Origin of the sequence: Methylobacterium sp. WL6 (genome assembly GCF_008040095.1) — a bacterium.
Classification (GTDB): domain Bacteria; phylum Pseudomonadota; class Alphaproteobacteria; order Rhizobiales; family Beijerinckiaceae; genus Methylobacterium.
Genome location: NZ_VRVH01000474.1, coordinates 1 through 2336 on the forward strand (window position 1 = coordinate 1; position 2336 = coordinate 2336).

At 72.7% G+C, this 2336-nt stretch carries 2 protein-coding genes; both read left to right on the forward strand.

The features are described from left to right. Positions 1–287 precede the first annotated feature (287 nt). Complete coding sequence (gene argH, locus FV230_RS27375) at positions 288–1679, forward strand: argininosuccinate lyase (RefSeq protein ID WP_147844605.1); 1392 nt, start codon at positions 288–290, stop codon at positions 1677–1679. Positions 1680–1774: 95 nt separating this feature from the next. Next, the gene (locus tag FV230_RS27380; RefSeq protein ID WP_147729634.1) at positions 1775–2059 is read left to right on the forward strand and encodes a hypothetical protein; all 285 of its coding nucleotides are present in this window, start codon (positions 1775–1777) and stop codon (positions 2057–2059) included. The last annotated feature ends 277 nt before the right edge of the window (positions 2060–2336 follow it).

Here is a 2336-nt window from a genome sequence, read left to right on the forward strand (position 1 = left end):
CCGGGCCACCGCGGCGGCCGAGGCGGCACAGGGCGCGGGGGCGTTGCCGGGCCCCGCACCGGTCCCGTATAGGGCGAGGCCGGCGGCCAAGGCGGTGACGAGGCCGGCGCCGATCGCGGCGCCCATCAATCGTCCAGGCATCATCGTTGCGTACCCCAGAGCATTTTCGAGCGCGGCGGATGCCGGCGCGCGTGAAGAGAATGCGACCACACGAGAGGCGGGCGCATTCCCCGTGATCGCGGGATCACGGGGAATGCTCGAGCGCGAGCGGAAGGATCGGGAAGACCATGAGCAACCGGATGTGGGGCGGACGCTTCGCGAGCGGCCCCGCCGAGATCATGGAGGAGATCAACGCCTCCATCGGATTCGACAAGCGCCTCGCCCCCCAGGACATCCGCGGCTCGCTGGCGCATGTCGCGATGCTGGGCGCCCAGGGCATCCTGCCGGCCGACGATGTGGCAGCCATCGAGGGCGGCCTCAAGGCCGTGCAGGCGGAGATTGAGTCCGGCGGCTTCGTGTTCAAGCGCGAGCTCGAGGACATCCACATGTCGGTCGAGAGCCGGCTGACCGAGATCGTCGGCCCGGCCGCCGGGCGCCTGCACACCGCGCGCTCGCGCAACGACCAGGTCGCCACCGACATGAAGCTGTGGGTGCGCGACACCCTCGACAACCTCGACGCGCAGGCCGCCGGGCTGCAGCGGGCGCTGGCGGAGAAGGCGCTGGCCCATGCCGGCACGGTGATGCCGGGCTTCACCCACCTGCAATCGGCCCAGCCGGTCACCTTCGGGCACCATTGCCTCGCCTATGTCGAGATGCTGGCGCGCGACCGCGGCCGTTTTCGCGATGCGCGCGCCCGGCTCAACGAGTGCCCGCTGGGCGCGGCCGCGCTCGCCGGCACCTCGTTCCCGATCGACCGGCACGCCACGGCCGCGGCGCTGGGCTTCGACCGCCCGACGGCGAACTCGCTCGACTCCGTCGCCGACCGCGACTTCGCCCTCGAATCGCTCTCGGCCGCCTCGATCTGCGCGATCCACCTCTCGCGCTTCGCCGAGGAGCTGGTGGTGTGGACCTCGGCGCAGTTCGACTTCGTCAAGCTGTCGGACGGGTACACCACCGGCTCGTCGATCATGCCGCAGAAGCGCAACCCCGACGCGGCGGAGCTGGTGCGGGCCAAGAGCGGGCGCATCGTCGGCGCGCTGATGGGACTGCTCACGGTGATGAAGGGCCTGCCGCTGGCCTATTCGAAGGACATGCAGGAGGACAAGGAGGGCACCTTCGACGCGCTGCAGGCGCTGTCGCTGTGCCTGGCCGCGATGACCGGCATGGTCCGCGACCTCGAGCCGAACGCGGAGGTCCTCGCGCGGGCCGCGGGCTCCGGCTACAGCACCGCGACCGACCTCGCCGACTGGCTGGTGCGCGAGCTCGGGCTGCCGTTCCGCCAGGCGCACCACGTCACCGGCCGCCTCGTCGGCATGGCCTCGGCCAAGGGCGTCGGGCTGGAGGCGCTGTCGCTGCCCGAGATGCAGGAGGCGGAGCCGCAGATCACGCAGGCGGTCTACGCGGTGCTGGGCGTCGCGAACTCGGTGGCGAGCCGGGTCAGCTTCGGCGGCACCGCCCCGGCCAACGTCCGCGCGCAGGCCGAGGGCTGGCTCGCGCGGCTCGCGGAGACGGCTGCCTGAAAATGGTGCACAGCAACCGAAATCCGCCTGGCGCGTTCACGGTCTAGCTAGGTAAGCCCTGCTACAGCGGCGCAAGCGCATCGGAGACCGCGAGCATGCCCGTCGAGAGTTGGACGAAGCCGGAAGAGACCCCGGCACTCGCCGCCACCGCCACCGCGATGATCGACGCGGCCCTCGTCGGCTCCGGCCTCGCGCGCGACGCCTACTGGGCCGCCGTGCGCAAGGGCTACAACACGCCCTACAACGATCCCCAGCCCAAGCCGGCCCCCGCGCCGACCGCGCCGCAACCCCCGGTGCGGATCGACCTCGGCGAGGCGCCGGCTCTGCCGGTCGCGGCGATGGCGGCCCAGAACGCCGCCGCCGAGATCCACGCCGGCTGACGGCGCCGGGCGGCGCCGATCCGGGCGGCCCGAGACCCCATCTTGCCGAAGCGGCGCGCAGGCTTCATGACTCCCGCGTCCGGTGCCGGTGTCGCGCCGACCGAGCCCTCGGCGCGCCCGGCGCGCCGGCCAGCCGACCGGGAAGTGACGATGCGTTCAGCCCTCTGCCTGCTCCCGCTCGGCGCGCTCGCGCTGACGTGCCTGCTGCCTGCCGGCAGCGCACCGACGGTTGCGCGGCTGCTCGGGATCTCGGCGGCCTCGGCGCAGGACGCGGAGG

What these genes read in the sequence shown, in the direction of transcription:
- argH (WP_147844605.1), top strand. Translation starts at nt 288, where the DNA reads ATGAGCAACCGGATGTGGGGCGGACGCTTCGCGAGCGGCCCCGCCGAG.
- FV230_RS27380 (WP_147729634.1), top strand. Translation starts at nt 1,775, where the DNA reads ATGCCCGTCGAGAGTTGGACGAAGCCGGAAGAGACCCCGGCACTCGCC.